The organism is Microbispora sp. H10670, from assembly GCF_014161385.1.
GTDB lineage: Bacteria > Actinomycetota > Actinomycetes > Streptosporangiales > Streptosporangiaceae > Microbispora > Microbispora triticiradicis.
Window position 1 is genome coordinate 276,372 of the sequence record NZ_JABBWW010000004.1, and the last position, 24,762, is coordinate 301,133.

At 71.9% G+C, this 24,762-nt stretch carries 22 protein-coding genes; 7 read left to right on the forward strand and 15 right to left on the reverse strand.

Annotated features, from left to right (window positions below; genetic code table 11):
- Positions 1-55 precede the first annotated feature (55 nt).
- Complete coding sequence (locus HHX33_RS08665) at positions 56-2,278, reverse strand: SpoIIE family protein phosphatase (protein WP_111699945.1); 2,223 nt, start codon at positions 2,276-2,278, stop codon at positions 56-58.
- Between the two features lie 119 nt (positions 2,279-2,397).
- Positions 2,398-3,102: a metal-dependent transcriptional regulator gene (locus HHX33_RS08670; RefSeq protein WP_111699946.1), complete on the reverse strand. Its 705-nt coding sequence runs from the start codon at positions 3,100-3,102 to the stop codon at positions 2,398-2,400.
- A gap of 75 nt (positions 3,103-3,177) precedes the next feature.
- Here HHX33_RS08670 and HHX33_RS08675 point away from each other — a divergent pair, with 75 nt between their 5' ends.
- Complete coding sequence (locus tag HHX33_RS08675; protein ID WP_182874109.1) at positions 3,178-3,483, forward strand: uracil-DNA glycosylase family protein; 306 nt, start codon at positions 3,178-3,180, stop codon at positions 3,481-3,483.
- On the opposite strand, the gene pdxH is transcribed toward HHX33_RS08675, so the two are convergent.
- Positions 3,461-4,105 carry a pyridoxamine 5'-phosphate oxidase gene (pdxH, locus tag HHX33_RS08680; protein ID WP_111699948.1) on the reverse strand — a complete coding sequence of 215 codons (645 nt, stop codon included), beginning with the start codon at positions 4,103-4,105 and terminating at the stop codon, positions 3,461-3,463. The two genes, HHX33_RS08675 and pdxH, sit on opposite strands and share 23 nt — an antisense overlap.
- 170 nt (positions 4,106-4,275) lie before the next feature.
- Here pdxH and HHX33_RS08685 point away from each other — a divergent pair, with 170 nt between their 5' ends.
- On the forward strand, positions 4,276-5,382 hold the full coding sequence (locus tag HHX33_RS08685; RefSeq protein ID WP_111699949.1) for a citrate synthase 2: 1,107 nt from the start codon (positions 4,276-4,278) through the stop codon (positions 5,380-5,382).
- 92 nt (positions 5,383-5,474) lie between these two features.
- On the opposite strand, the gene HHX33_RS08690 is transcribed toward HHX33_RS08685, so the two are convergent.
- Positions 5,475-8,225 carry an ABC transporter substrate-binding protein gene (locus tag HHX33_RS08690; RefSeq protein WP_182874110.1) on the reverse strand — a complete coding sequence of 917 codons (2,751 nt, stop codon included), beginning with the start codon at positions 8,223-8,225 and terminating at the stop codon, positions 5,475-5,477.
- 96 nt (positions 8,226-8,321) lie between these two features.
- Positions 8,322-9,506: an RNA-guided endonuclease InsQ/TnpB family protein gene (locus HHX33_RS08695; protein WP_182874111.1), complete on the reverse strand. Its 1,185-nt coding sequence runs from the start codon at positions 9,504-9,506 to the stop codon at positions 8,322-8,324.
- Positions 9,507-9,787: 281 nt separating this feature from the next.
- Between HHX33_RS08695 and serC the strand changes: the two genes are divergently transcribed.
- Positions 9,788-10,900 (forward strand): phosphoserine transaminase, encoded by a 1,113-nt coding sequence (serC, locus tag HHX33_RS08700; RefSeq protein ID WP_182874112.1) that lies wholly within the window; start codon positions 9,788-9,790, stop codon positions 10,898-10,900.
- Positions 10,901-10,942: 42 nt separating this feature from the next.
- Here the strand turns inward: serC and HHX33_RS08705 are convergent, their stop codons facing one another.
- From HHX33_RS08705 to HHX33_RS08740, 8 genes are all read right to left on the reverse strand, one after another.
- The gene (locus HHX33_RS08705; RefSeq protein WP_220501618.1) at positions 10,943-11,563 is read right to left on the reverse strand and encodes a rhomboid family intramembrane serine protease; all 621 of its coding nucleotides are present in this window, start codon (positions 11,561-11,563) and stop codon (positions 10,943-10,945) included.
- Positions 11,564-11,636: 73 nt separating this feature from the next.
- On the reverse strand, positions 11,637-12,434 hold the full coding sequence (locus tag HHX33_RS08710; protein ID WP_220501619.1) for a crotonase/enoyl-CoA hydratase family protein: 798 nt from the start codon (positions 12,432-12,434) through the stop codon (positions 11,637-11,639).
- A 14-nt stretch (positions 12,435-12,448) separates the two neighbouring features.
- The gene (locus HHX33_RS08715) at positions 12,449-13,228 is read right to left on the reverse strand and encodes an SDR family NAD(P)-dependent oxidoreductase (protein ID WP_111699954.1); all 780 of its coding nucleotides are present in this window, start codon (positions 13,226-13,228) and stop codon (positions 12,449-12,451) included.
- A gap of 33 nt (positions 13,229-13,261) precedes the next feature.
- On the reverse strand, positions 13,262-13,606 hold the full coding sequence (locus HHX33_RS08720; protein ID WP_111699955.1) for an STAS domain-containing protein: 345 nt from the start codon (positions 13,604-13,606) through the stop codon (positions 13,262-13,264).
- Positions 13,607-13,644: 38 nt separating this feature from the next.
- Positions 13,645-14,397 (reverse strand): energy-coupling factor ABC transporter ATP-binding protein, encoded by a 753-nt coding sequence (locus tag HHX33_RS08725; RefSeq protein WP_111699956.1) that lies wholly within the window; start codon positions 14,395-14,397, stop codon positions 13,645-13,647.
- Positions 14,394-15,158, reverse strand: coding sequence for a cobalt ECF transporter T component CbiQ (gene cbiQ / locus HHX33_RS08730; protein WP_111699957.1), 765 nt, complete (start codon positions 15,156-15,158; stop codon positions 14,394-14,396). Before cbiQ ends, HHX33_RS08725 begins: the two co-directional genes overlap by 4 nt.
- A gap of 184 nt (positions 15,159-15,342) precedes the next feature.
- Entirely contained in the window at positions 15,343-16,392 is a 1,050-nt protein-coding gene (locus HHX33_RS08735; protein WP_182874113.1) for an energy-coupling factor ABC transporter permease, read from the reverse strand.
- 75 nt (positions 16,393-16,467) lie between these two features.
- The gene (locus HHX33_RS08740) at positions 16,468-18,351 is read right to left on the reverse strand and encodes a glycosyltransferase family 2 protein (RefSeq protein WP_182874114.1); all 1,884 of its coding nucleotides are present in this window, start codon (positions 18,349-18,351) and stop codon (positions 16,468-16,470) included.
- A 178-nt stretch (positions 18,352-18,529) separates the two neighbouring features.
- On the opposite strand from HHX33_RS08740, the gene HHX33_RS08745 reads away from it, so the two are divergent.
- The 3 genes from HHX33_RS08745 (at position 18,530) to HHX33_RS08755 (ending at position 21,270) form a co-directional block, all read left to right on the forward strand.
- Positions 18,530-18,751, forward strand: coding sequence for an EF-hand domain-containing protein (locus HHX33_RS08745; RefSeq protein WP_111699959.1), 222 nt, complete (start codon positions 18,530-18,532; stop codon positions 18,749-18,751).
- A gap of 94 nt (positions 18,752-18,845) precedes the next feature.
- Positions 18,846-19,478 carry a TetR family transcriptional regulator gene (locus HHX33_RS08750; RefSeq protein ID WP_310741271.1) on the forward strand — a complete coding sequence of 211 codons (633 nt, stop codon included), beginning with the start codon at positions 18,846-18,848 and terminating at the stop codon, positions 19,476-19,478.
- A 217-nt stretch (positions 19,479-19,695) separates the two neighbouring features.
- Positions 19,696-21,270, forward strand: coding sequence for an FAD-dependent monooxygenase (locus HHX33_RS08755; RefSeq protein WP_182874116.1), 1,575 nt, complete (start codon positions 19,696-19,698; stop codon positions 21,268-21,270).
- A gap of 12 nt (positions 21,271-21,282) precedes the next feature.
- Here HHX33_RS08755 and HHX33_RS08760 read toward each other — a convergent pair whose 3' ends face one another.
- Both HHX33_RS08760 and HHX33_RS08765 read right to left on the reverse strand, forming a co-directional pair.
- On the reverse strand, positions 21,283-22,560 hold the full coding sequence (locus tag HHX33_RS08760; RefSeq protein WP_220501622.1) for an MFS transporter: 1,278 nt from the start codon (positions 22,558-22,560) through the stop codon (positions 21,283-21,285).
- Positions 22,561-22,663: 103 nt separating this feature from the next.
- Positions 22,664-23,596 carry a nitroreductase/quinone reductase family protein gene (locus HHX33_RS08765; RefSeq protein WP_182874118.1) on the reverse strand — a complete coding sequence of 311 codons (933 nt, stop codon included), beginning with the start codon at positions 23,594-23,596 and terminating at the stop codon, positions 22,664-22,666.
- A gap of 558 nt (positions 23,597-24,154) precedes the next feature.
- Here HHX33_RS08765 and HHX33_RS08770 point away from each other — a divergent pair.
- Complete coding sequence (locus HHX33_RS08770) at positions 24,155-24,703, forward strand: GNAT family N-acetyltransferase (RefSeq protein WP_182874119.1); 549 nt, start codon at positions 24,155-24,157, stop codon at positions 24,701-24,703.
- Positions 24,704-24,762: the final 59 nt, after the last annotated feature.

The following is a 24,762-nucleotide window of genomic DNA, read 5'->3' on the forward strand; positions in this document are numbered from 1 at the left end:
TTCCGCGCCGGCGCGCGCCGAGCGCGGAGGGCGACCGGCCGCCGACGAGGATCGGTCACCGGCCGCCGATGGGGATCTCGAACCAGACCGCCTTGCCCTCCCGGGTCGGACGGGAACCCCAGCGCCGCGCGAGCTGGTCCACGAGGTAGAGGCCGCGGCCGCCCTCGTCGTTCTCCCCCGCGCTGCGGATGCGCGGCAGGCGCAGGTCCTGGTCGAAAACCTCCACCCAGACGGACTCCCCGCCCCGGCGCAGCCGGAGGGTGAACTCCTTGTCGCCGGCCATCTCCTCCTCGAAGCCCGGCACGTCCCACGACTCGTCGAACGGCAGCGGCGGGCCGTCGAGCACCAGCTCGCGGCGTGGCACGCCCGCGCTCGCGGCGTGCAGGACCACGTTGGTCACGACCTCGGAGACCAGCAGGCAGGCCAGCTCCGCGCGTTCCTCGGGCACCTGCCACGCCTCGAACGCCTCGGACGCCATGCGCCGGGCCTCGCTCACCATGATCGGTTGCGCCGGGAACGTCCGCTCCTGCGACTGCAGTTCGGTGCCGGCCGCGCGGACGACGAGAATGGCCATGTCGTCGTCGATCTCGCCGGGGACCGCGCCGGTGGCGAGGTCGGCGATGCGCTCGACGGACTCCCCCGAGGACTTGGCCAGCTTCTCGCGGAGGACCGTCAACGTCTCGTCGTCGTACACACCCGCGGCCGCGTCGCGCGGCGGCCTGCGGTCGACCAGGCCGTCGGTGTAGAGCAGCAGGGTCGCCCCGGCCGGCAGGATCCTGGTCTCCTCCTTGTAGACCAGGTCGGCGTGCATGCCCTTGGCCCGCACCCCGAGCGGCTGGCCGACCTCGGTGATCTCCAGGTCCCTGACCTCGCCGTCCACGAGCAGCAGCGGTGGCGCGTGCCCGGCGTTGGCGAACCACAGCTGCCTCGACCAGGCGTCGTACACCATGTACTGGCAGGTGACGATCGGCGGGTTGGTGATGTCGGCGCCGAAGTCGTCGTGCTCCGGCGAGGCGACCACGCGGGTCCACTCGTCCAGCCGGGCGAGGATGTCGGCGGGCGGCTTGTCGTCCTGGGCGAAGGCCCGCAGCGCGGCCCTGAGCTGGCCCATGACCGCCGCGGCCTTGGCTCCCCGGCCCTCGACGTCGCCGATCACGATGCCGACCCGGCCCGCCGACAGCGGGATCACGTCGTACCAGTCGCCGCCCACCTGGGTCTGGATGCCCTGGCCGTGGGTGGCGAGCGGGGCGGCGGGGAAGTAGCGGTGGGCGATCTCCAGCCCGTCGAACGACGGCAGCACACGCGGAAGCAGGTGCTTCTGGAACGACTCGGCGGTGTGCCGTTCCTCCTCGAACAGCAGCGCGTTGTCGACGGCGAGCGCGACGCGGGTGGCGATGGCGCCGACGAAGTCGCGGTCGAAGGTGTCGTAGTGGGGCGAGTGCCGGTTCGTGAGGTTGGACAGGAGCAGGTACATCAGCCCGAGCGTCTCGCCGCGCACGCACAGGGGGGCGACGATGGCGGAGGTCACCCCGATCTCGGCGAACAGGCGGGCCTCGCCCTCGCTCGGCGCCGGATAGCTGACCTGGGAGAAGTCCTCGACCAGGATCGTCTCCTGGCGGCGCAGGGCGGTGTCGGCGTAGTGCCCGAGGGGGTAGGCGATCTCCGCGCCCACCGGCGGCCAGGAGCCCGGCGGCGGCGTCCAGCCGCTCACGTGGGTGGAGACCTTGCGGACCAGGCGGTCGCCCTCGGCCAGTTCGATGAAGCAGTGGTCGGCGAACTGCGGGACGAGCGACTCCGCGACCCGGTTGAGCGTCTCCTCGACGTAGAGGGAGCCGGCCAGCCGTTCACCGATGCGCTCCAGCAGGCCGAAGCGGTCCTTCTCGCGCTCGTTGCTGCGCATCGCCTCGCGCGCGGTGATCACGATGCCCGTGATCGAGCCGGAGGGATGCCGCAGCGGCACGGCCTGGGCGCGTACGTAGATCAGTGTGCCGTCGCCGCGGACCACGTCGAAGGTGCCCTCCCACACCCCGCCCCGCAGCACCTGCTTGGCGAGGTCGGCCGCGAGCGGGTGGTCGTGGTCGGAGATGCCGAGGGTACGCAGCGACTCCCGGCCCGGATTCGCGCCCACCCGGCCGAACAACCGCTCGGCGAAGGGGTTCCAGTAGAGGACGTTGCTGAACCGGTCGGTCACGACCACGGCCATCTCCGCGTGGTCCAGCACGGAACCGGCGGTGAGGCGGTCGTCCGCGTCCTGTGACAAGTCTCCCCAGCGCCTCATGCCACGACCATCCCTTGACGAGGCGGGTTCGCTATGCCGGGCACGGGCGCTCCTGCGAAGGCTGGGTCGCGAGAAATGAAGGACTCCCTACGGGATTCAACCAGGCACAACTCTTTCCGTCATCGTCTGGTGACGAAAACGTGAGAGGCCACATCGCGCGGAAGGTCCGCGGTCGTGCTACCCACCTCACCATCACCTGTCACCCGTACACCGTTGTCGCTCGCCGCGAGCGTCACCTCGCGTCCGGGTTGTATCCCAACTTGCTTGAGTTTAAGCATCACAGCCGGGTCGCTTTGCACTTGTTCGCTGATTCGCCGCACGACGACGGGCACGGCGCTCGGACCCGCGAGGGTCACCATGGGAGACACCATCTCATCCCCGCCCGAACCGGGCTGCGGCACCCCCAGCTCGTCGAGACCGGGGATCGGATTGCCGTGAGGGCAGAACCGGGGGTTCTGCAGCAGGCCGACGAGCCGGGTCTCCACCGACTCCGACATCACGTGCTCCCACCGGCACGCCTCGATGTGGACCTCTTCCCAGGGCATGCCGATCACCTGGGTGAGCAGGCACTCCGCCAGGCGGTGCTTGCGCATCACGCGGATCGCGAGCGTACGGCCAAGATCGGTCATGCTGAGGTGTCTGTCCCCCTGCACCTTGACCAGGCCGTCGCGTTCCATCCGCGCCACCGTCTGGCTGACCGTCGGGCCGCTCTGCTGCAGGCGTTCGGCGATCCGGGCCCGGAGCGGCACGATGCCTTCTTCTTCGAGTTCGAAGATCGTGCGGAGATACATCTCCGTCGTGTCGATCAGGCCATGTGCGGTCAAGGCTCCTCCACTACTACAACGATGCTACGACCTCCCCCGCGTTCGCAGCCGACCCTATTGGGGAAGCGACCCAGGATGGGAAACATCGGAGCCCAGCGATTCCTTCCTGACGAGGTCAGTCTGCCCGCCCTCAGGGAGGCCGCGCGCCACTGCGAGGGCTGCGACCTCTACCGCGACGCCACCCGGACGGTCTTCGGCGAGGGCGTCCCCGACGCACGGTTCATGCTGGTCGGCGAGCAGCCGGGCGACCAGGAGGACCACGAGGGCGCGCCGTTCGTCGGGCCCGCGGGCCGCGTGCTGGACCGGGCCCTGGAGGAGGCGGGCATCGACCGCGAGGCGGTGTACGCCGCCTCCGGGGTCATGGGGCCAGGCGCTCCATGACCCAGGAGCCGCGGGCCAGCCGGTATCGGAGCCGGTCGTGCATGCGATCGGTCTGACCCTGCCAGAACTCGACCTCCGCGGGCGCCACCCGGAAGCCGCCCCAGAAGTCCGGCATCGGCGGGTCCTCGGGCCAGCGCTCGGCCAGCTCCCGGTAGCGGGCGTCGAGCCGTTCACGCGACTCCACCACGGCGGACTGACGGGAGGCCCACGCGCCGATGCGCGAACCGTACGGCCGGGAGTGGAAGTAGGCCGCGCTGTCCTCGCGCGAGATCCGGGTGACCGGGCCCTCCACGCGGACCTGCCGCCGGATCGGATGCCAGGGGAACAACAGACAGGCCCGCGGGTTCTCGGCGAGGTCGCGGCCCTTGCGAGACTCGTAGTTGGTGAAGAAGACGAACCCGCGTTCGTCGAACCCCTTGAGGAGGACGGTGCGGGCGGAGGGACGGCCACCGGCGGAACTGGTGGCGACGACCATGGCGTTCGGTTCGGGCAGGCCCGCGGCGACGGCGTCCGCGAACCACAGCGCGAACTGCGTCACCGGGTCGTCGGCCATGCCGGTTTCGAGCAGGGGCTCACCCTCGTAGCTGTGCCGGAGCCCGGGCAGGTGCGAAGCGCTGTCCACGGAAAGGTATTGTCGCGCGCCCGGCGCACTTCTCACCCGGTGGCCCCCAACAGGGGGAACGGCGTGGGGGAGGGGCGGCGACACGACAGCGTCACACTGCGGGTTAAATTGACCCGCCGGTATCTCGACATCAAGGCTCTGGACTTCACAAGAGAGGGAGGCGGCCGAGAATGTCCGACTTCAAACCCGGGCTCGAAGGCGTGGTGGCGTTCGAGACCGAGATCGCGGAACCGGACAAAGAAGGGGGCGCCCTGCGATACCGGGGCGTCGACATCGAAGAACTCGTGGGCAACGTCTCCTTCGGGAACGTCTGGGGCCTGCTCGTCGACGACAAGTTCCAGCCGGGTCTGCCCCCGGCGGAGCCGTACCCCGTTCCCGTCCATTCCGGCGACATCCGAGTAGACGTACAGAGCGCGCTGGCCATGCTGGCGCCCGCGTACGGCTTCCGCCCGCTGCTCGACATCGACGACGACCAGGCCCGCGACGATCTCGCACGCGCCTCGGTCACGGCTCTGTCGTTCGTCGCGCAGTCGGCCCGCGGCCTGGGGCTGCCGATGGTCCCGCAGAAGCGCGTGGACGAGGCCGAGAGCATCGTTGAACGTTTCATGGTCCGCTGGCGCGGTGAGCCCGATCCCAAGCACGTCAAGGCCATCGACGCGTACTGGACGTCCGCCGCGGAGCACGGCATGAACGCCTCGACGTTCACCGCCCGCGTGATCGCCTCCACCGGCGCCGACGTCGCCGCCGCCCTGTCGGGCGCGGTCGGCGCGATGTCCGGCCCGCTGCACGGCGGTGCCCCGGCGCGGGTGCTGCACATGATCGAGGGCGTCGAGCAGATGGGCGACGCCCGCAAGTACGTCCAGAGCGAGCTGGACAAGGGCAACCGCCTGATGGGCTTCGGCCACCGGGTCTACCGGGCCGAGGACCCGCGTGCCCGCGTCCTGCGCCGTACGGCGAAGGAACTGGGCGCCCCGCGCTACGAGGTCGCCGCCGCGCTGGAGACCGCCGCGCTGGAGGAGCTGCACGCCCGCAAGCCGGACCGGGTTCTCGCCACCAACGTGGAGTACTGGGCCGCGGTCGTCCTCGACTTCGCCGAGGTGCCGTCGCACATGTTCACCTCGATGTTCACCTGCGCCCGTACCGCCGGCTGGGCCGCCCACGTCCTGGAGCAGAAGCGCACGGGCAGGCTGGTCCGCCCCAGCGCGAACTACGTGGGCCCGAAGCAGCGCTCGATCAACGACGTGCCCGGCGCCGGCGAGGTCGTCGGCAGGGTCTGAGCCGCCCGAGGGGCTGCCGAGGGCCCGCGGCTTTCCGAGAGGGCCGCGGACCCTCGGCCGTCCCCCGCGCCCGCTCAGCTCAGCGTCAGGGCTCAGCGGCGGGGCTCGCCGTCCTCGCCGTACACGTCGGGGAGGTGGTCGCAGACTCCGCCGGGCGGCGCGGACTCCCGCAGGCTGAGGCGCCCGCAGCGGACCGCCACCTTCACTCCGCCACCGGCCTGCACCCGCATGATCGCGATGGTCTTGTCCACGGGGTCGTGGGCCTCCCGGCCGCCGAAGTCGATCACTCCGCTCGAACCGTTCCTGGCGAGCCGCCCCGAGACGAGCGCGAGCCGGTAGAGGAGGTCTCCCCTGCTGGGCAGCCTCCTGCCCTGGTACGCCCGGTTGGCCGAGTCGTAGAAGAGTTCGACCGCGTCGTAGCCCAGGATGAGGTTGTCCTCCGACTCGGTCGAGGTCCGGCCGAAGAGGGCCTGGATGAACCCGGTCGGCTGCGTGCCGTGGTCCCGCGACGGATCCCGCCACAGTTCCCGGCTCGCGAGCGCGGCGTAGTACACCTGCACGCGCCCGTAGTCGCCGATCTCCTTGCCGTGGTCGGTGACCACCTTGATCACGTCGTCCCCCGCGATCACCTTGACCTGGCCGTCGCTGCACTTCTCGACGGCGTCGACGAAGCCGAGGAACTCGGTGGCCCGGCCCGCGTACAGGATCACGTCGGGATGGCGCCCGCAGGCGACCGACGTCGCCTCGGCGATCCCGCCGCCGTCCACGGTGTAGTAGACCTCGTCGCGCTCGGAGATCTCGATCCCCTGGTCGCCGGCCGCCTCCTTGTAGTCGCGGGCGAGGTTGTTGGTGTAGCTGTCTCCGGGTGACCGGTCCTGGACGATCACCGCGGTGGGCGAGGACTTCCCGGGCAGCAGCGTCCGGCGGATGAACCGGGCGACGAGCTGCGCCTCACGCCAGTTCGTCGGGCCGATGCGGAAGTAGTAGGGGGACGGCCGCCTGGGCGCCGTCCCGATCTCGCCGGCACCGGTGACGTCGGGCACGTACCCCAGGTCGTCCGCGGTCGCGGTGGTGGAGAGCATCGGGATCTTGGCCTGATGCAGCACGCTGATCGCCTCTTCGACGCCCTTGACACTGCGCGGGAAGCCGATGACGCCGAGCGTGTGCGGGTCCTCGGCCGCCAGCCTGCTGACCAGCCGGGCGGCCCGGCGCCCCTGGCGGAAGTCCGTCCCGGCGTTGGCGATCAGGACCTGGAGGCGGGGAACGTTCCGGACGGTGCGCTGGTACTGCTCCACGGCTTTCAGCTCCGCGAGCGCCCCGGACACCCTGCTGTCCTCCTCCGGCGCGTCCTCGCCGGGCTCGGCGGGCTCGCCGTCCGGCCGCGGGCTCCTGATCGAGTACTCCCCGAACAGGACCACGTTCACGTACGCTCCGACGTTCCGGGCGGCGGCGTTGTTCTCGTCGATCCGCTTCACGACGGCGCCGATGTTCCTGCCGAAGACGTCTTCGGGGGCCCGGCCGTCCGCGTTGACGACGCCGACGCACTCGTCGCCGACCAGCTCGGCCCAGGACAGGCCGCCACAGCGCGCCTTCTGGTCCTGGTAGATGCTCCAGGCCAGGGTCACCGGACCGACGACGAGCAGCGCGATCACGCACCAGTACCCGATCGCCCGCATCCGGCTGGGCAGCAGCCGCGGCCGGTGGTCGTCGTCGGGCGCCGGGCCGGACGTGGCGGCCAGCAGGCGCAGGGGCGGCACCTGCCGCCGCACCCGGGCCCGCCAGGCGTCGGCCAGCGCCGGCAACTCCGTCAGGCGGCCTCCCGTGACCGCCCTCGCCTCCGCCGCCTTCGACTCCGGCACCGCGGCCAGCACCAGCATCGGCGGCAGTAGACCGGTCTCCTCGGTGGTCTCCTCCAGGACGCGCAGGAACCGCTCGTTGGCGCACCCCGGCAGGGTGGCGTCCAGGACCAGCAGGCCGTACAGGCCGCGGCCCCAGCTCGGCCACGGAATGATCCACTTCTGGTACGCCTGGTGGAGGTCCTGGCACAACGCGTGCACCAGCAACCGGTCGGCGTCCTCGTCGCTCGCGCTCGCCACCCGCAGCGCGTACTGCGACAGCCGCTCGAACGGCTTCCTGGTCAGGTACGGCTGCCGCCGGAACCAGCCGTTGAAGAACGATCCACGGACCGACAGCAGCCCCTGGACGACCGTGCCGGCCGCGAAGACGAGCAGGCCGAGCGCCCACGGGAGCACGCCGACCAGGTCCGGCGCGCTGTCCAGCCACCAGGGCGCGTGGTCGCCGGCCACCTGGGTGCTCAGCAGCACCGCGGCCAGGGTGCCCACCGGCAGCCAGGTCGTCGCCGCGCGCCCGAAGAAGTCGGCCGCCGTCCTGCGGCCCTGGTGCCCGCCGTGCCTGCCGCCCCGCCAGAGCTTGAGCCGCTCCTTGAACTCCTCCAGGCTCCCCCGCGACTGCGGGTCGGGCCAGCGCGGGAGCGGCGTTCCGCCGCGGTCCGGCTCCGGCGGCAGGCCGCGCTGCCTGCGCGCCCACAGCACGAACTGCACCAGCGAGAAGCGCGGCGGCGGCAGGAACGAGCCGCCCACCGGCCGGCCGAGCTGCCCCTGCTCCCCGGCCAGCGCGTCCACGAGTTCGTGCAGCGTGCCGTACCGGCCGGCCGCCACCGACGCGTACGGGAGGCAGTCCTCGAACGGCGCGGCGAGACGGCGCGCGGCCTCGAACGCGTCGCCGTCCCGCTCGACGACGAACACCAGGGGAAGCGGCTGGTCCGGCAGCCAGAAAAATGGCCTGCGGACGAGTTTCTCGATGACGCCGTGCACGTCGGCCACGTGGATGTCTCCCGGGAGGCGGAGTCCGTTTTCGGGGTGGTGCGCGCTTGAAACTCGACCGTGACTCCTCCGCTCCCCGAAGGGAGCGGCTTCTCGCTAAGCCGCTTGTACGGCGTCGCGAAGGGCAAGCCCTGCCCTGAGGATGTTGGTTGCCGCGTTCACGTCGGCGTGCGCGGTATGCCCGCAGGCCGTACAGGCGAATTTGGCTTGGGTGTGGCGGTTCTCCTTGGCGACGTGCCCGCAGCGGGCGCACGTGCGGGAGGTGTCGGCGGGGTTCACCGCGATCAGCTCGCGACCGGCGCTTTCAGCCTTGTGCGCGAGCACACGCAGGAACACCCCCCAACCCGCGTCCAGGATGCTGCGGTTGAGCCCGGCTTCGGCGGCGACGTTCCGGCCTGGGGCCTCGATCGTGCCGGACGCCGACCGGGTCATGTTCACGATCGGCAGGTCCTCATGCACGATCACGCCGTAGGCTCCTACCAGCCCGAGCGCAACCTTGTGCGCGCCGTCCAGCCGCTGACGGCGGACCTTCGCATGCTGGGCGGAAACCCTGGCCACAGTCTTACGACGGCGATGGGAGCCGCGCTTTTTACGGGCGAGGTCCCGCTGAGCGGCGGCCAGCTTGTCAGCGGACGCGGCCAGATGACGCGGGTTGGCCAGATGCTCCCCGTCCGAGGTGGTGACCAGGGACGCCACACCCATATCCAGGCCCACGGCCGCGTCGGTCGCCGGCAGAGGTCCTGGGGGGACCTCGTCGCACGCCACGACCACGTACCAGCGGTCACCTTCCCGCTTCACCGCGATCGTCTTCACCCGCCCGCGCACGGGCCGGTGCCGGTGGACGCGGACGTGGCCGACGCCCTGCAAGCGGACGTAGGTCGCCGTCGGGTGCTCAGGCTGGGAGTCCCACCGGCAGCCGTCGCCGTCCTTGGGCCACTCCACCGTGCCGAACCACCCGCGGCCCTTGAACCGCGGGAAGCCGGGCTTGTCACCGGCTTTGACACGGCGGAAGAACGCCGCGAACGCCCTTTCCAATCGGCGCAGAGTGGCCTGCTGAGAGGAGAACGACCACCGGCCCTGCCCATCAGGGTCGTCGGCGCGAATGTGCTTCAGCTCCCCCGACTGGTCGCCGTACCCGACACTCACCCCCGCCATCCGATAGGCCGTACGACGGTGCTCAAGCGCCGCGTTGTAGAGCTGCCGGTGATCCTCCAGGCACGCGGCGAGCGCAATGCGCTGATGGCGGGTCGGGCGCAGCAGGAACGTGAAAGACCTACGCACGGCCGCTCGCCCTACGAGCGCGCCCGTACCGCGGTGCAGTACAGCGGAATGCCGGGGGAGGTAGGCACTCGACGAGTCACACGACCAGTATCACAGCACTGGGCATCCAATGCCTGGAAGATGAGAAGACAGGAAAGGGCCCGCGGGGGACCAAAAGACAAGCCCGGCCAAGGACGGCATGCCCCCGTTGCCTCAAGCGACGGTCCGCTGCCGAGGTCGTGAGGTGTCTCATAATCCGGACCATGGTCTAGAGCATTCGCAGGTCTCACTACGCTTGAACCGTGGCTGACATCGTGATTCCCGCTGACATCAAGCCCGCCGACGGCCGTTTCGGCTGCGGGCCCTCGAAGGTACGCCCCGAGCAGCTCGCCGCCCTCGCCGGCGAAGGCGCGAAGGTGATGGGCACGTCCCACCGGCAGAAGCCCGTCAAGAACCTCGTCGCCCGCGTCCGCGCCGGGCTCACCGACCTGTTCTCCCTCCCCGAGGGGTACGAGGTCGTGCTCGGCAACGGCGGCACCACGGCGTTCTGGGACATCGCCTCCTTCGGGCTGATCCGGGAGAAGTCGCAGCACCTGAACTTCGGTGAGTTCTCCTCGAAGTTCGCGACGGTCGCGAAGAAGGCCCCCTGGCTCGCCGACCCCTCGGTGATCAAGTCGGAGCCGGGCACCCACCCGCTGCCGGTCACCGAGGAGGGCGTGGACGTCTACGCGCTCACCCACAACGAGACCTCCACCGGCGTCGCCATGCCCATCAAGCGCGTGGGCGACGACGGGTCGCTCGTCCTCGTGGACGCCACCAGCGGCGCGGGCGGCCTGCCGGTCGCCGCCGAGGACTTCGACGTCTACTACTTCGCGCCGCAGAAGAGCTTCGCCTCCGACGGCGGCCTGTGGATCGCGCTGTTCTCGCCCAAGGCGCTGGCCCGGGTGACGGAGATCGCCGAGAGCGGCCGGTTCGTCCCCGAGTTCTTCAGCCTGCCGACCGCGATCGACAACTCGGTCAAGGACCAGACCTACAACACGCCGGCGGTCGCCACGCTGTTCCTGCTGGCCGACCAGCTCGACTGGATGAACGGCCAGGGTGGCCTCGGCTGGACCACCGCCCGCTCGGCCGACTCCGCCTCGCGCCTGTACACCTGGGCCGACAAGACGTCGTACACCTCGCCGTTCGTGGCCGACCCGGCGCAGCGCTCCAACGTCGTCGGCACGATCGACTTCGACGACTCCGTGGACGCGGCGGCGGTGGCGAAGGTGCTGCGGGCCAACGGCATCGTGGACACCGAGCCGTACCGCAAGCTCGGCCGCAACCAGCTGCGTATCGCGATGTTCCCGGCCGTCGACCCGGCCGACGTCGAGGCGCTGACGGTCTGCGTCGACTACGTGGTCGAGCGCCTCTGACGGTTCTCCCGGCGGCCGCCGCCCGGGTCCTGAGCTCGCGCCTCAGTAGGCCCGGCGGCGGCGGAGCAGCCAGGCGGCGATCACGCCGCCGATGAGGCCGAACAGGTGGCCCTGCCAGGAGACGCCCGGCTGGGTGGGCAGAGCCCCCCACAGGATCGAGTAGTACAACACGGCGACCACGACGCCGAGGACGATGTCGAGAGCCCGGCGGTCGAACAGGCCCCGGGCCACGACGAAGCCGAAGTAGCCGAAGACGAGGCCGCTCGCGCCGATCGTGAGCGTGTCGGGCGGGCTGGTGAGCCAGACGCCCATGCCGCTGACCAGGATGACGATCAGGCTCGCGGCGAGGAACCGGCCGATGCCCCGGATGGCCGCCACGAACCCCAGGATCAGCAGCGGCACGGAGTTGGCCATCAGGTGGGCGAAGCCCGCGTGCAGGAACGGGGCGAAGAAGATCCCGGGCAGCCCGTCCGGTTCGTGGGCGACGATGCCGTACCTGTCGAGTCTGTTGTTCTCGACGTAGTCGAGGATCTCGATCGCCCACATCGCCGACACGAGCACGATCATCAGGATCGCGCTGCCGAGGGCGCCGGTGAGCAGCTCGGACGCGCGCTCCCGCATCGACCGGCCGGACGGGGGCAGCCCGGGCTCGGATACACTCATGGATTCACCGTACGCAGTCACGCCCATGGACGAGCGGACTGCCCGGAACCACCCCGATCATGCCTGTCGGCGGCTATTCGCCCTTCCAGACGGGAGAGCGCTTCTCCGCGAAGGCCGCCGCGCCCTCCATCGCGTCGCCGGACGTGAAGACCGGGCCGATGATCTCGCCCTGCTTCCGGAACATCTCCTCCCTGGACCAGTCGGCCGACTCGACGACGACCCGCTTGGTCGCGGCGAGGGCCAGCGGCGCGTTCGCGGCGATCGTGCGGGCCAGTTCGAGCGCGCCGTGCAGGGCCTCGCCCGGGTAGGTGACCCGGTTGACCAGCCCCAGCTCGTACAGCCGGGCGGCCGGGTAGTGCTCGCCGGTCAGCGCGATCTCCATCGCGACGTGGTACGGAATCCGGCGCGGCAGCCGCATGATCCCGCCCGCGGCTGCCACGAGCCCGCGCCTGGGCTCCGGCAGGCCGAACTTGGCGTCTTCGGACGCGACGACGATGTCGCAGGCGAGCGCCAGCTCGAACCCGCCGGCCAGCGCGTACCCCTCGACGGCCGCGATGATCGGCTTCTTCGGCGGCGCCTCGGTGATGCCGGCGAAGCCCCGGCCCTCGACCGTGGGCATGTCGCCGGTGAGGAACCCCTTCAGGTCCATGCCCGCCGAGAACGTGCCACCGGCCCCGGTCAGGACGATCACCGACACCTCGGGGCTGGCGTCGAGCTCGTCGAGGGCGGCCGCGATGCCGCGCGCCACCGCGCCGTTCACGGCGTTCCTGACCCTCGGCCGGTTGATGGTGACGACGGCCACCCCGCCGTCGACGATCTCTACGAGCACCTCGTCCGGCGCGGTGGCCGGCCCGGAGTCAACCTCGGACAACCTGACCTCACCTGTCACTTGGGCTGGAAGCGGATGCCGCCGTCGAAGCGGATGACCTCGCCGTTCATGTAGTCGTTCTCGATCAGCGTGCGGACCAGGTGGGCGAACTCGGACGCCTTGCCCAGCCGCTTCGGGAACGCCACCGGCCCGATCAGCTTGGCCTTGAACGCCTCGGCGTCCTGGTCGCCGATCTTGCCGTAGATGGGGGTGTCGATGATGCCCGGCGCGATCGTCAGCACGCGGACGCCGACCACGGCGAGGTCGCGGGCGGCGGGCAGGGTCATGCCGATGATCCCGCCCTTGGACGCGGAGTAGGCGACCTGGCCCGTCTGGCCCTCGATGCCGGCCACCGACGCGGTGTTGACCACGACGCCGCGGGCGCCGTCCTCGTCCGCCGGCTCGGTCCTGGCCATGGCCGCCGCGCCGATGCGCATGAGGTTGAACGTGCCGATCAGGTTGACGTCGATCACCTTGCGGTAGGACGCCAGGTCGTGCGGAGAGCCGTCCCGCCCGACGGTGCGCTGGGCCCAGCCGATGCCCGCGCTGCTGACCACGGCGCGCAACGGCTTCCCGGTGGCGACCGCCGTCTCCACCGCGGCCTGCACCGACGCCTCGTCCGCCACGTCGGTGTGGGCGAACACGCCGCCGATCTCGTCGGCCAGCGCCTTGCCGCGCTCCGCGTTCAGGTCGGCCACGACCACGGTCGCGCCGACACGGGCCAGCTCGCGGGCGGTCGCCTCGCCGAGGCCGCTGGCGCCGCCCGAGATGATTGCTGCTGCTCCGTTCAGATCCATAGCCGGACCCTAACGCGACAACCGAATGAAGTTCTACTCGGGGTGGCGCAAAATCGCGGTATCGACGTCCGGATAGACCTTGATCCGCCGGTCCAGCCCGGTCGTGCGCAGGATGCGGGCGACCGGCGGCTGCGGGGAGGCGAGGCTCACCCCGCCGCCCTCGCTCGTGGCCAGCCGCCAGGCCTCGATCAGCACGCTCAGGCCGCTGGAGTCCATGAACGACAGCTCGCCGAGGTCGAGCACGAGGGTCGGGTTGTCGTTCGTTATGGCGTCACGCACCTCGTCGCGCAGGAACGGCGCCGTGAACAGGTCGAGCTCACCCTCTACGGCCACCACGACGGCGTTGGAGAGCGATTGGCGCGCGAGCCGCAGCTTCAACGTGTGACCTCCTCCGCTGCGCCCACTTTACTTATTCATCACCCGGGGTGAGCGGGCACGGCGAAGCCGTACGGCAGTTCGAGCCGATGGTCGGCGAGCAGCCGCCCGTCGGCGAGGAGCGTGTGTGTCGGCCCGTCCGCGGCGATCACCCCATCGGACATGACGAGCGACCGCTCGCACAGCTCCAGCGCGTACGGCAGGTCGTGGGTGACCATCAGCACGGTCACGTCCAGGCTTCTGAGGATCTCGGCGAGCTCGCGGCGCGAGGCGGGGTCGAGGTTGGAGGAGGGCTCGTCGAGCACGAGGATCTCCGGCTCCATCGCCAGCACGGTCGCCACGGCCACCCTGCGCCGCTGGCCGAAGGACAGGTGGTGCGGCGGCCGGTCGAGCGCGTCGAGCATGCCGACCCGCTCCAGGGCGTCACGGACGCGGCGGTCGAGTTCGGCGCCGCGCAGGCCGAGGTTGGCCGGCCCGAACGCGACGTCCTCGCGGACGGTCGGCATGAAGAGCTGGTCGTCGGGATCCTGGAACACCAGCCCGACGCGGCGGCGGATCTCCCGCAGCGTGTCGGCCCGCACCGGAAGGCCGCCCACCTCCACCGTGCCGTGCCCGGCGGTGAGGATGCCGTTGAGGTGCATGACCAGCGTGGTCTTGCCCGCGCCGTTCGGGCCGAGGAGGGCCACCCGCTCCCCCCGCCGGATCGTCAGGTCCACGCCGTACAGCGCCTGCGTCCCGTCGGGATAGGCGTACGCGAGCCTGCTCACCACGAGCGAGGGGCTGCCGGAGGTCATGTGGTGCTCCACGCCAGTAGGGCCGTCGCCGCGGCGAGGCAGGGAAGGATAGCCGCCGTCCCCCAGTCTCGCCCAGACGCCGATATATCCCTAATCGTCGGCATCTCGCCGGTGTAGCCCCGGCTCAGCATCGCGAGGTGGACCCGCTCCCCCCGCTCGTACGCCCGGATGAACAGGGCGCCGGCCGACTTCGCCAGCACCGGGGCCTGCCGCAGGTCCCGGGCGACGAATCCGCGCGACTCGCGGGCGACCCGCATGCGCCGCATCTGGTCGAGGATCACGTCGAGGTAGCGCAGCATGAACGTCGCGATCTGCACGAGCAGCCGGGGCAGCCGCAGCCGTTCGGCGCCGAGCAGCGTCATCCGGGGCTCGGTCGTGGCCGCGAGCAGGATCGAGGCGACCACGCCCAGCGTCGCCTTGGCCAGGATGTTCCAGGCGGCCCACAGGCCGGGGAGGCTGAGCGACACCCCGAGCACCTGGACCCGTTCACCGGTGCCGATCACCGGGATCGCCAGGGCGAACAGCACGAACGGCACCTCGATCACCATCCGCCGCGCGATCGCCCCCGCGGGCACCCGCGCGACCACCGCGACCGCGGCCAGCAGCAGCGCGTGGACGGCGAACGCCCAGAAACGCTCGCGCGGCGTGGCGACCACGCACACCGCGAACGCGACGACCGCCACCAGCTTGCACTGGGGCGGCAGCCGGTGGACGGGCGTGTCGGCGGGCCGGTAGATCGGATGATGGTGCCCGGCGCTCATCCGGCGCCCGTCACTTCGCCACCGTCACTTCGCGTCCATCACTTCGCTCGTCACTTCGCACTCACACCGCCATCATGGCCGACCCGCCGCCGCCCGCCGCGCGTGAGGGGCGGCAGGGCTCGCGGAGAGGCGCACGCGGGTGCTCACGAGGCGTGGAAGAGCTCACGGGACACTCGGAAAGGGCTCACGGAGCGCCCGCGGGCGACACCCCGCCGGTCGGGCGCCTGCGTCGCCGGACGGCGTAGAAGACCCCGCCTCCGGCCGCCACGGTCAGCGCGACGCCCGCGACCCCGGCCAGCCCGCCGGAGAGCCGCTGGTCACTCAGGCCCCTCACGGAGTATCCGGCCAGCGGGGCGTCCCCCGCCGCGTGCGGCTTCTCCTGCGCGCTCAGCCCCTTGTCGGACGCCACCTTCTCCAGCCCGTCGGGGGCGCTGGAGGCGTAGAACGACACAACGCCGGCCAGCAGCACGGCCACGATCGCGCCGCCCGCCAGGACCGGACGCAGCCCGATCCCCGCCGAGGGCGTCTCGGCGGGCCGCCCGCCGACCTCGACCTCCCCATCGGCCGTACGCAGCACCAGCGGCCCGGCCGTCCCGCGCGCGCCGTAGACGAGGTCGGGCCGTACGGCCAGCACGCTGCTCACGGTGAGCGCGGTGATGAGGCCCTCCCCCAGCCCGATGAGCAGGTGTACGCCGCCCATCGCGGCGGCCACCGCGCCCAGGTCGATCGGCGCGGTGCCGCCGAGCCAGAACAGAACCGTGAAGACGAGCGCCGCGGCGGGCACCGAGACCAGCGCGGCGAGGAACGACGCGGCCACCAGCGTGCCGCGCCGGCGCGGGCCGGTCCGGGTGACCAGCCGGAACACCGCCCAGCCGACGACCGAGGTGACGATCGCCATGAGCGTGATGTTGACGCCGAGGGCGGTCAGCCCGCCGTCCGCGAAGAAGAACCCCTGGACGAGCAGCACGACCGCGACGCACAGCACGGCGGTGTACGGCCCGACGAGTATCGCGGCCAGCGCCCCGCCGAGCAGGTGACCGCTGGTGCCCGCGGCGACGGGGAAGTTGAGCATCTGCGCCGCGAAGACGAACGCGGCCACCAGGCCCGCCATGGGAGCGGTGCGGTCGTCGAGCTCCCGGCGGGCGCCTCGCAGGCACACGGCCACGCCGGCAGCCGCGAAGACCCCGGCGCCGACGGACACGGGAACGTCGAAAAACCCATCGGGTACGTGCACGATCAAACCCCTCTGAAACGGGCAGTTCTCAAATCCACTTTAGAGCACGGGGTTGTAGTTGCAAATAATTCGCAATTAGCGCCGGCGCACGGTCCGGATCGCCCGCTTGACCAGGGTCAGCGGGGTGTCCACGCGTACCGACAGGCTGAGCCGCCGGTTGACCGCCGTCGCGTACGGCCTGGCCGTCCACCGCAGGGGGCCACGCCACCACCGCATCGTCCGGGCGGGCGCGTCCATCGCGGCCTCCACCTTGACCGGGAGGCGCACCGGCGGCCCGCCGAGGTCGAGTTCGAGGTAGGCGTCCCAGGTGCCGGGCGGTGGAACGTCCGTCTCGGCCGCGAACCCCTCCGACGAGACGGCCACCGCTCGCTCCCGGTACTCCCGTCCCGGCCCCCGCTCACGCCACACCAGGTGCCGTACGGCCGGAGCGGCGGGCTCCTCGCCGACCCGCACGTGCCCCTCGACCAGCAGCCGCCGGGCCCGCCTGCGGGCCCGGGTCAGCCGTGCGGCGGCCGGGACGCCGGCCGCGTGCCCTCCGGCGTCGATCGACAGGTGGCCGTGCGACCGGGTGAGGAAGGGCACCACGGCGACGCCGTTCACCAGACGGGGGCCCGGGACGCCGGCCCCCGGGCCGCGGCTGGAGCCGAACCGGGCCGGCCTGCGCACGCCCTCGCACTCGACGAACACGTGGACGTCCCACACGCCCGGCGGCAACGCGGCCACGTCGATCAGGACGGTGAAGAAGCCGGTGGCGTGGAGCGCGGGAAGCGCCCGCTCCTCCCGGGAGAGGCGCTCACGCAGCACCAGCCCCACCACCCCGCCCAAGCCGCCCACGTCCGGTGCGGCGGCGGGAGCATCGGGGGCGGGGGCGTTGGTGGTGGCGGGTGGTCCGGCCAGGCAGGCATGTCCGCCGACCAGCAGATGATCGCCGCGCCAGGAGACATCGGTCAGGCGGTGGCGCAGCGGCGCGGCCTCGACCCGCGCGAGCCGTACGAGACGGGCGGTGTCGTCGAGCGCGGCGAGCCTGGCGACGTCCATGTCGTCGAGGGCGGCCCGCACACCGGGCGTCAGCCACTGGCCGCAGATGTCGGCCACCTCGACGGCGATCTTCTCGCGGTCCGCCTCGTCGTCGTCCAGGAACGGCGCTCCCAGCAGGGCCAGCACGTCACGGCGCAGATGCCGCAGGAGCAGCCGGTCGCGCAGCGCGCCGGGCGGCACGTGCCGCGCCATCACCTCGATGGGCGTGCGGACCAGGCGCAGCCGGGTCAGGGGGTCGGCCACGCACCCCGCCTCGGCGCCTCCGGTTCCCGCGCCCTCCGCTCCGGTGGCCTCGGCGTGGTAGCAGTCGTGGTCCGCCACCACGGAGACGACCCGGGCGTGACAGTAGGCGTGCACGGTGAAGGCCATGTCCTCGCCGGTCCGCTGCGTCTCGTCGAAGCGGAGGGCGTGCCGTTCCAGGAAGGCGCGGCGGAAGAGCTTGAAGCACGTCAGGTCGTCGTAGACCGCGGCTAAGGAGGCCCGGTCGGCGCTGTCCCGCAGCCCGTCGCGAGCGCCGGAGACCCTTCCGACGACGACGTCCGAGCCGTTCCGGTCGGCCGCGGCGACCAACGGCGTCAGCGCGTCCGGCGCGAGACGGTCCCCGGCGTCGCAGAAGAAGACGTACCGCCCGGCCGCGCGGGCGAGCCCTCTGTTGCGGGCGGCGCCCGGAGTGCAGGGGTGCCGGTCGTGGATCACGGTGATCACTCGCGGGTGACAGGCGGCGTAGAGGTCGAGCAGCTCGCGGGTCCCGTCGCGGGACCCGCCGTCCACGACGACGATCTCCTTCGCGACCCGCTGGACCAGCAGCGAGGTGAGGCAGCGGTCGAGGGACGCCCGGCAGTTGTACGCCGGGACGACGACGCTGACGTCGATCATCCCGCGGGCCCCCCGGTCGACGCGCCGGTCACTCTCCGTGTCCATCGCCTTTCATTATGTGCCCCTGACCCTCGCGAACAGCGCCTGCGCCGCTCGCCCGGCGCGTCACGCCTCTCCGGGACGGCGTCCCCGGGCCCGGCAGGGGAACCGGCCGTCGATCTTTGGCAGGCCACCGCATAGGTTGTCTGGAGTTCCAGCCAACTCACGGCAAAGGCAGGTCACTGTGACTCACGAGCTCAGTCACGAGCGGTTCGAGACCCTGAAGCGTGAATTCGACGCGATCGACCGCGACGGCGACGGCTTCATCACCGAGGCGGAGCTGCTCTCCTACTTCCCCGGCCTGCCGCCGGAGGCGATCGCCGCGCTGGACCGGGACGCCGACGTGGACGCCGACGGCCGGTTCTCCCTGGAGGAGTTCGTCCGCCTGGCCGGCGCCCGCGACTGACACGCCCGCGCCACTCGCCCGAAAATTGCATATTCCGCAAACTTGCGCGCTACGCATCTTTGCGTAGCGCGCAATTAGTTGTATGGTGGTCCGTGTGAGCGGGGATGACGGGCGCCCGGGGCTGCGCGAGCGCAAGAAGCAGGAGACGCGCATCGCGCTGAGCTGGGCGGCGATCAAGCTTGTCGCGGAGCGCGGGCTGGAGAACGTTCGCGTGGAGGACATCGCGGCGGCCGCGGGGGTGGCGCCGCGGACCTTCAACAACTACTTCTCCAGCAAGGGCGAGGCGATCGCCGCCAGGCACCTCGACCGCGCCCGCCTGATCGCGCAGGAGCTGCGCCGCCGTCCGGTGTCGGAGCCCCTGTGGGAGGCCATCACGAGCGCCGTGATCACCCAGCTCGCGATGGGTGCGGACTACGACGACCGGCGGCCGGACCAGCAGTGGCAGGCCGGCATCCGGCTCATGATCGGCGAACCCTCGCTGCAGGGCGAGATGCTCAAGGCCAGTGCCGTCGCCGAGGAGGAACTGGCCGCCGCGATCGCCGAGCGGACCGGCACCGACATCGCCCACGACCTCTACCCACGCCTGGTGGCGGGCGCGGCGGGGGCCGCGATCAGGGTGGCGATGGACCAGTGGTTGCGGGCCGACCCGCCCGTGCCTGTCAGATCACTCGTCGAGGACGCACTCGGCCTGCTCGCCGCCGGCCTGCCCGAACCCCGATCGTCGTAGTCGTCACCGGAGATCCGCAGGCCGCCGGATCTCACCGATCCAGTTCCAGGAGCACCGGAACGGCCGTACTCGGGGTGAGTGACGTGCCGTGTCTCCGGCCCGCCGCCCGGCCGTTCCCCATCCCCTGATCCGCGGGCACCGTCGTCCACCGATGCCGTCGGCTCGATGCGCCATGCCCGAAAACTTCGTCATGCCCGGAAAACCAGGAGGAACCACCATGACCGTCGACGTCCTGATCGCCGGAGCCGGGCCGAACGGGCTGATGCTCGCCTGCGAGCTGAGCCTGGGCGGCGTACGGCCGATCGTGCTGGAGCGCCTGCCGGACAACACCAAGGAGAACCGGGCCAACGGGCTGGTCGGCCAGGTCGTGCGGGCCCTCGACCGGCGCGGCCTGTACGAGCGCCTCAGCGGCGGCGCCGAGCCGCCCCGGCCGAGCCCGGCCTTCGTCTTCGGCGCGCTGCCCCTGGAGCTGAGCAGGCTCGACGACAACCCGATGTACGGGCTGGCGGTGCCACAGCGCCGGGTGGAGCAGGTCCTGGAGGAGCGCGCCCGGGAACTCGGCGTGGAGATCCTCCGGGGTCACGAGCTGACGGGGCTCGCCCAGGACGAGGACGGGGTCACCGTGGAGATCGCCGGACCCGAGGGCCCCTACACGCTGCGTACCCGGTTCCTCGTCGGCGCGGACGGCGGACACAGCCGCGTCCGCAAGCTGTGCGGCATCGGCTTTCCCGGAGTGACCAGGGACGGCTCGGTCTCCATCGGCGCGCACGTCACCGTGCCCGCGGAGCTGGTCGACGCGGCCACCGGCGGGTTGAACGTACCCGGTTACGGGCTGATCCCCCCGTTCATGCACCACCGCACCGATCACGGCCTGTTCGTGTACGCGCCGTTCCCCACCGGAACGCTCGTGAACACCACGGAGTGGAACCGGGACGGCGGCGGCGACCGGCCGCCGACGCTCGACGAACTGCGGGAGAGCGTACGCCGGGTGCTCGGCGCCGACCTGCCGCTCGGCCCGCCCGAGGGGGACGGCCCGCACCTGCTGCGCCGCCTGAGCGGCGGCAACACCCGCCTGGCCGAGCGGTTCCGGGACCGCCGCGTGCTGCTGGCCGGCGATGCCGCCCACGTGCACAGCGCGATCGGCGGCCCCGGCCTCAATCTGGGTCTCCAGGACGTGGTCAACCTGGGCTGGAAACTCGCCGCCGAGATCCGCGGGTGGGCGCCGCCCGGCCTGCTCGACACGTACGAGACCGAGCGGCGGCCGGCCGCCGAGCGCGTCGTCATGCACACGCAGGCCCAGTCGGCGCTGATCGCGCCCGGGCCGGAGGTCACCGCGCTGCGCGTGCTGTTCACCGAGTTGCTGCGGGACGAGCGCACCATCAAGCACATCGCCGACATGATGTCCGGCGCCGACATCAGGTACGACCTCGGTGGGGACCACCCTCTCGCCGGCCGGCCCGCCCCCGATCTCACGCTGGAGACGGAGACCGGCCCGGTACGGCTGGCCGAGCTGACCAGGGCGGCCCGCCCGCTGCTCCTGAACCTGACGCCGGACGCCGCGCCGGCCGCCGCGCTGGACGGAGCGCTGGAGGGGTGGCGCGACCGCGTCGACCTCGTGACCGGCAAGGCGGACCGGGACGCCCCTGCCGCGCTGCTCGTGCGGCCCGACTGCTACGTGGCCTGGGCCTCCGACTCGCCCCGGCTCGACGAGAAGGAGCGTGACGCCCTGCGCGCGGCCCTGACCGCCGCGTTCGGCGCCCCTTCCGGCACCTCTTCCGGCGCCGGGGGCTGAGAGGGGTGAACGTCAGCCCGCGGCGCCGGACAGCTCGGGGTTCGGCTGCCGGATCGGGGTGAAGAACGCGGCGAGCGCGATCAGCAGGCAGGCCGCCCCCGCCAGCAGGCAGACCACCGCCACCCCGTGGCGCTGCGCGCCCCAGGTCAGCACGGCCGCCCCCGCAGGCCCGAGCGAGAAGTGGATGGTCCAGAAGGCGGAGGTGACCCTGCCGAGCAGGTGGTCGGGGGTGACCTGCTGACGCAGCGACATCGAGGCGATCCCGGCCACGCTGACACAGCCGAGGTAGACCGCGGCCGCCACCGCGGCCCCCACGACACCGCCGGACGCGCCGAGCCCCACGATGGCGAGCCCGGCGACCGCGATCGCCCCGATCCAGGACGCGCCGAACCCCAGCCTGAGGCGTACGGGGCCGACGAGGAGCGAACCGGCGACGGTGCCGAGCGCGGCGACCGCGAGCACGGCTCCGACGGCCCCGTCCGGCCGGCCGAGGTCGTGCTTGAGGTGGTAGATCAGCACGTCGGTCAGCCCGAGGGTCAGGAAGATGAAGAACGACAGCAGCACGGTCAGGGCGCGCAGCACCGGCTGCCGCCAAAGGAAACGGGCCCCGGCGAGCAACTCCCGCCAGTGCCCCCGGGCCTCCTGGCGCTCCCGGTCCTCGCCGGCCTCCCCCGCCCCCGACGCCTCCGGCGAGGACGGTGACGGCCGACGCCCGAACCTGATCAGCAGGACGCCGAGCGCGGAGATCCCGAAACTGGCCGCGTTGACCGCGATCGCGGCCGTCGGCCCGGCCCAGCCCGCGACCACCCCGGCCAGCAGCGGCCCGCCGATCCCCGCCGCGGCGGAGGTGGCGCCGAGCCGCCCGTTCGCCTCGGTGATCCGGCCCGGCTCGACCAGGTTGCGCACCACCGTGACGTACGTGACCTGGAAGACCATGCCGATCGCCTCGGCGGCCGGCAGCACCACGTAGAGCAGCCAGATCTTCGGCCCGAACGCCCAGGCGACGGGCACGATCCCGTACAACGCCATCCTGGCGAGGTCGCACCAGATCAGCAGCCGCCTGCGGTCCAGCCGGTCGGCGAGGATCCCGGCGAAGACCCCCGCCGCCACCGACGCCGCGCTCGCGAGGCCGGTCAGCAGCCCCATCCGCGCCACCGACCCGGTCACGTGCAGCACGAGCAGCGGGACGGCGATCAGGGCGAACGAGTCGCCCGCCACCGACAGCGTCTGCGATCCCCAGAAGACCATGAAGTTCCGGTCACGCCACAGCGGTGATCCTTTCCCTTCCACCTCCGTCATGCTGCCGCATTGAGCGACGCCGGGGGACCCGCGCCCGGGAACCGTACGGTCCCCGAGCGCGGGAGGAGCGACGCAGCCGCGTGCGGCGCGACCGTCAGTCCTCCGGCGCGGCCGGCGCGCGGAACGGCGGCGCCGCAGGCACCGGCGGAAACGGGATCAGCGCCAGGACCGGGAGGAGCGACCGCTCCTCGTCGTCCAGGTGCGCCCGCAGTTCCTCCGACATACGGTCGAGTTCCGCCATGAACCGCCGGGGTTCGGCCGTGCCGATCCCGTCCAGCAGGGCGACCAGCTCCCCCTGGACGCGTGCGATCACCTGGTGCTGCTCGCCGAGACGGCCGAGGGCGTCGCGCAGGTGGGGATGCCGGTCCGCGAGCGTGGGAAAGACCGCGGCGTCCTCACCCCGATGATGGAGCGCCAGCCCCTGGCAGAACGCCAGGCAGTGCTGCCTGAGCCGCAACCCGAGCCCGAGGTCGCTTCGCTCCGCCCGGCTGTGTGCCTGCGCGGCGAAGTGGGCCTCGGCCTCCTCCCGTACGTGCCGGAGCTGGGCGCGCAGCCAGGCGTGGATCTCCAGCAGCTTGCCCGCCATGGTGGTGACGTCCTCGGGCACCTCGGCGGGCACCTCCGGGCGCTCCAGCACGACGACCGGCAGGGTGCGGGCCGTACGCGCCTGGTAGTCGCCGTATCCCGGGGCCACCCGCACGACGCGCTCGAACAACCGCTCGCGCGCCGCGCCCTCGGCCGGCACCGCGATCGCGTCGAAGACCTCCTCTCCCACCTCGACCCGTACGGCCGGACGCGCGAGCAGGTTGTGATACCAGGCGGGGTGGCGTGGCGCGCCACCCGCGGACGCCACGACCAGCAGCAGGTCGCCGTCGCGGACGTAACCGAGCGGAACGGTGTGCTCCTTTCCCGACTTCGCGCCGACGGTGGTCAGCAGGAGCAGGTCGCCGCCCTCGAAAGGGCCGCCGACCCTGCCGCCGTTGGCGCGGAACTCGTCGATGACGGACTGGTTGAACGATTCGGGCACTGAATGAACTCCAAGAGATCGGAAGAACGAACACGAAGACGGGCGCGGTGACGGCGCGTACCGGCAGGCCGCTCGGGGCACACCCGCGCGCGGAAAGGCCGGCAGGCGGAGACTCCCGGACGTCAGAGGACCGGAAAAGGACCGGATCGACGGCACGGCGCTCACCGTGAGGAACGACGGCTCACGAACGACAGGCCGGCGAACGACGGCGGACGAGCGGCCGTGGCCGACGGCGGCGAGGGAGTGCGCTCGCCCGTGGCGTACACGGGCGTGGCGGCTCAGCCGCGACGTGCGAGCACGGAGCGCGGCGTCAGGCGGGAGATGCGGAGTGTGTACTCACGGCGGAGGTCCCTTCACGAAGGTGCGGCCCGGCTGCCGATCGGCCTACCGCTGCCTCCCTGGGGCAGCGTCCATTTGATCGGCGCCACGCGGCACGCCGATCATTAGAACCGGCCCGTTCTCCCCCTGTCAATGCGGTCGGATCAGCCCCGCAGGTCCAGCGCCGGCTCGTCGTGGACGCGGAAGCGGAGAATGTTTCGATTCGGAGAAGGAGACCGCATGGCGGATCAGACCACCTCGATCCGGCTCGTCCGGGTGGACGACGCCGAGATCATCGCCGCGCATCGGGCCCGCGACAGGCGGGCGTACGCGCAGTGGGAGCCCGCGCAGCCCGACGAGTTCTACACCACGGCCGGGCAGCGGGCCCGCATCGAGGGACTGCTCGCCGACCATCGCCGGGGCGACCGGTGGCCCGCCGTCATCGTGGCCGGCGGCGAGGTGATCGGCCAGGTGACCGTGAGCACGATCCTGCGCGGCCCCTTCGGCAAGGGCTTCCTCGGCTACTGGGTCGCGACGGCCGGCCAGGGCCAAGGGCATGCGACCCGAGCGGTGGGCCAGACCCTCGCGGTGATGCGCCGGGACCTCGGGCTGCGCCGCGCGGAGGCGCACACGCGGCTGGAGAACCTCGCCTCGCAGCACGTGCTGCGCGCCAACGGCTTCCGGCCCTGGGGGATCGCCCACGCGCACATCCTCGTCGACGGCGCGTGGCGAGACGAGATCTTCTGGGAACGGCTGCTCGACGAGGAGCCGCCCTTGACCCGCGCCTGACCATTTCCTGGGACACCAGTTACCTTTTCGCGGCGCGTCGCGCGTCGCCGCACGGCCAC

Bases quoted from the DNA above. Each gene is read 5' to 3' on its own strand.
- HHX33_RS08740 (WP_182874114.1), bottom strand. From the start codon at position 18,351: ATGGACACGGAGAGTGACCGGCGCGTCGACCGGGGGGCCCGCGGGATG.
- HHX33_RS08675 (WP_182874109.1), top strand. From the start codon at position 3,178: ATGGGAAACATCGGAGCCCAGCGATTCCTTCCTGACGAGGTCAGTCTG.
- HHX33_RS08715 (WP_111699954.1), bottom strand. From the start codon at position 13,228: ATGGATCTGAACGGAGCAGCAGCAATCATCTCGGGCGGCGCCAGCGGC.
- HHX33_RS08725 (WP_111699956.1), bottom strand. From the start codon at position 14,397: ATGACCTCCGGCAGCCCCTCGCTCGTGGTGAGCAGGCTCGCGTACGCC.
- HHX33_RS08705 (WP_220501618.1), bottom strand. From the start codon at position 11,563: ATGAGTGTATCCGAGCCCGGGCTGCCCCCGTCCGGCCGGTCGATGCGG.
- HHX33_RS08665 (WP_111699945.1), bottom strand. From the start codon at position 2,278: ATGAGGCGCTGGGGAGACTTGTCACAGGACGCGGACGACCGCCTCACC.
- cbiQ (WP_111699957.1), bottom strand. From the start codon at position 15,158: ATGAGCGCCGGGCACCATCATCCGATCTACCGGCCCGCCGACACGCCC.
- HHX33_RS08755 (WP_182874116.1), top strand. From the start codon at position 19,696: ATGACCGTCGACGTCCTGATCGCCGGAGCCGGGCCGAACGGGCTGATG.
- HHX33_RS08685 (WP_111699949.1), top strand. From the start codon at position 4,276: ATGTCCGACTTCAAACCCGGGCTCGAAGGCGTGGTGGCGTTCGAGACC.
- HHX33_RS08770 (WP_182874119.1), top strand. From the start codon at position 24,155: ATGGCGGATCAGACCACCTCGATCCGGCTCGTCCGGGTGGACGACGCC.